The 3,284-nt window shown below is 42.2% G+C and carries 3 protein-coding genes; all 3 read right to left on the bottom strand.

Annotated elements, in window-relative coordinates:
• Positions 1 to 8: 8 nt before the first annotated feature.
• A protein-coding gene (locus L976_RS00390; RefSeq protein WP_156143122.1) for an IS3 family transposase occupies positions 9 to 1,192 on the bottom strand; the annotation gives its coding sequence in 2 pieces (ribosomal slippage) (positions 9 to 934 and positions 934 to 1,192; 1,185 coding nt in all).
• A 44-nt stretch (positions 1,193 to 1,236) separates the two neighbouring features.
• Positions 1,237 to 1,983: a hypothetical protein gene (locus tag L976_RS00380; protein WP_173944665.1), complete on the bottom strand. Its 747-nt coding sequence runs from the start codon at positions 1,981 to 1,983 to the stop codon at positions 1,237 to 1,239.
• A 102-nt stretch (positions 1,984 to 2,085) separates the two neighbouring features.
• A complete protein-coding gene (locus L976_RS00375) occupies positions 2,086 to 2,472 on the bottom strand; it encodes an Imm41 family immunity protein (RefSeq protein WP_047532948.1) in 387 nt (128 codons plus the stop codon).
• Positions 2,473 to 3,284: the final 812 nt, after the last annotated feature.

Here is a 3,284-nt window from a genome sequence, read left to right as displayed (position 1 = left end):
TGTAGTGGTCAACTAAATTTGGCCACAGCTTTAGAATCTTCCCAAAATCTTCGCTCTGATTCATTTGGGCTCAATCCTGCATTGTAATGATGTGGCCTGACTTCACAGTAATAACCAATGATGTAGTCAGTCACATCTTGTTTGGCTTCCCTAAAACTCATATAGCCTTGTGTCGGGAGCCATTCCGTTTTTAAACTTCTGAAAAACCGCTCCATTGGCGCATTATCCCAGCAGTTACCACGACGACTCATACTCTGGGTGATTTGATATTTCCACAGCCGCTGACGGTATTTCAGGCTGGTATAATGGCAGCCTTGATCTGAATGAAATATCAGGTTTTTAGGCTTACCACGAGATTCAAAGGCCATATCTAAGGCCTTCACCGTTAACTCAGTATCCGGTGAAAATGACATCGCCCAACCAATGGCTTTTCTCGAAAATAAATCCAGCACAACCGCTAAATAACACCAACGATTACCAGCCCAAATATACGTCACATCGCCACACCAAACGGTGTTTGGTTCGACAACTGCAAATTGTCTCTTGAGTAAATTAGGGATGGTCACATGCTCATTTTCAGCCCTTTTATAGCGGTGCTTGGGTTGTTGGCAGCTCACTAACCCAAGCTTTTTCATTAACCGAGTAGCCCTATAACGACTTAACGTAAAGCCTCGTTCAGAGGCGATTGTGGCAATACTTCTCGCACCCGCAGACTGTTTGCTTTCAGCATGTATCGCTTTGATTTCACATTCTAAAAATCGCTGCTCTGGTGTTACACAAAGCTCGCGGCTTATCCAATAACGGTAACTGCTCCGGTTCACGTTGAATACATGGCATAACACTGAAATAGGGTATTTGTTGCTCTGATTGAGTTTCTCGATTATCGAGAATTGTTCAGCGAGTCCGACATCAATAGAGCGGTAGCCTTTTTTAGGATTTCTTTCTCGAGATTAATTCGTTCAATTTCGCGTTTTAGCGCCCTGATTTCAATCTGCTCAGGTGTCATGGGGGAGGCTTTAGGAGCAAGCCCTTGGCGCTCAACCTGAAGCTGTGTTACCCACTTACTGACCGTCGATTTCCCCACGTTCATGGCTTTTGCAGCCGCTTCTTGTGTGTAACCTTGATCAACGACTAATTGAGCTGTTTCGAGCTTAATGGCTGCGCTATATCGAGCACGTTTACTTTTATTCATGTTATCACCTAAATGGGTTATGAGTGAGATCATAACATTTCTTATTAGGTGGCCAAATTCAGTGTGCCACTACACAGCTCTGCAACTATTGGGGATACTATCAGAACCGATAAAACCCGAAGCCAAAACAATATCCCATCTCGCTCTTCTTTCTTTTCAGTAGAAAGCTCATCGAACCCTTGATACAAACCAACAAAATTGAACGCATTTTCATATTTTGACAAGGATTCTTTAAGTGAATTAACCCTAGTTTCTCTTTCCGACAGCTCAGAATCCCAATCATCTCTTAGCTTTTCTGCTTTAGCAGAAACCACATTGAAATTTTTCAGGCTATCTATACCGTCGCTATTGGCTATAGCCTTGAAAATACTAATTGGCATATCACGAATCGCATATTCGATTTGTTCTTTTGCGTTGTGTTCAAATGAATCAACGTTATTAAAAACAAATCGTTTGGCTGCTTCAAACTCCATAGCCAAATCGTTTTTCATGGAAAGGTATAGCTCGAACAGAAAGCGGAAGCACATCGAACAAATATCATCCAGCCTTTCTTTGGATAGTCCTTTTTCTTCATCAGCCAGACGATTAATAAATTGGCCACCAATCCATTGAATGTTTATCTGACAAAGCTCATCCCATTGTTCGGGCTTATTTTCCATTGAACTTATTACTAACCGAATCAGGCTATTCCTTTGTTTTTCAAAATCGTCGGCAGGAGCCAAGCCATCAACCTTGTGTTTGAACTTAGCTAGAACCGTTTTGCTTTGATTCGTATTAAAGAGTTCTGCCATGTGGCTCCCTATTTATGATGCATGTAACGCTCGCAGCACAGGCCGAAACCCGCGCAGCGGTTGAGGTCCAGGCCACGCAGTGGCCGATTGTGACTGCGTTTGTTAGGCATTTTTCACCAATGGATTAACTAGATCAAATGATGTTTCTGATAAAACTTCGCCTGAAATTGCTCCCAATATAGCCATTTCGAAACGTTCCTTAAATTCATAAAGCTGCTCTGGGTTAATATTACTTATCTCAAATACATCGTTCTTATTGAAGTGGGCTGATATCAAATTGAGAACTCTTTGCTGAAGATACAAAAGCATATATGCCAGCTCTCTTTCAACAGGTAAATCGGTATTCTGATGTTTAGCAATTTCCAACAAATCAAAATGAAGTGCCCAAAAAGATTTTGAGTCCCACTCACCGTACTCGGTAAGTCGCTCATAAAAAGAGCCTTCCCATCTCGTGTTGCCCGGAATATTTCTCGTAAGTTCGGAATGCATCAATTCTTCCTGAAATGCCTAACAGTGTATTACCCGCACTTCTAATAAAACCCACTCCGTATAGAGTTAGACATGGGAATAAACGAGTAAATAAATTAATCATGACAATAAGTTAGCATCAGTATCAGTGGACTTTCAACATTTTTCATCCAGGAAAATCGAGACCTTATTTACCGAGAAACATTTTGGCGCGGTAAGTAGTATTAGACAAAGTGAAAGAGTAATAATTTCAGTTAATTGCATAAAAACCCAAGCAAAAACCGATACCTTTTTAGGCTCGCTTTAAAGTTAGTTTATAAATTTCCCAGAAAGATGGGACGACAGGCACAAATCTTTAGGACTAACAGCTAACACCAAGGCAACAGAAGTTCACCATCCCCTGCGAAGTTGCGCGGGGCGTTGAAGACTCTTTATTAAATGGATTGCGCGTGACGCAGACAGGACGTCTGCGTAGCTTTCGGGGAAGGGCGAATGAAAATCGGTGATTTTCGCGCTTATGAGCGAGAGGCAGGGACTGCCGAACTAGAGTGCTTTACATGGATGTAAAGCGAGCCATCGGAAGCGTTAGCGATTTTCGAATAAGCATGAAGCCCTGCTTTATAAATAGAGAATCAATGCATGTAACTTCGCTAGGGTGAGTGCTGCATAGCTGCGTTACGAACGAGAGCCATGGATGGCGAACTGGCAGTTAGACATGGACGTTGTTCGGCAAGGACTCTTGTTAACAAAGATCCAAGAGGGAATTGCTGTTGATCCCCTCTTGGTCGACTCTTTATTAAATTATTAAAAAATCAGGGGGTGAAGCCCCACGA

Origin of the sequence: Shewanella sp. ZOR0012, assembly GCF_000798835.1 — a bacterium.
In the GTDB taxonomy this organism is placed as follows: domain Bacteria; phylum Pseudomonadota; class Gammaproteobacteria; order Enterobacterales; family Shewanellaceae; genus Shewanella; species Shewanella xiamenensis.
This window is presented reverse-complemented; position numbering and strand designations above follow the sequence as displayed.

What these genes read in the sequence shown, in the direction of transcription:
- L976_RS00380 (WP_173944665.1), bottom strand. Translation starts at nt 1,983, where the DNA reads ATGGCAGAACTCTTTAATACGAATCAAAGCAAAACGGTTCTAGCTAAG.
- L976_RS00375 (WP_047532948.1), bottom strand. Translation starts at nt 2,472, where the DNA reads ATGCATTCCGAACTTACGAGAAATATTCCGGGCAACACGAGATGGGAA.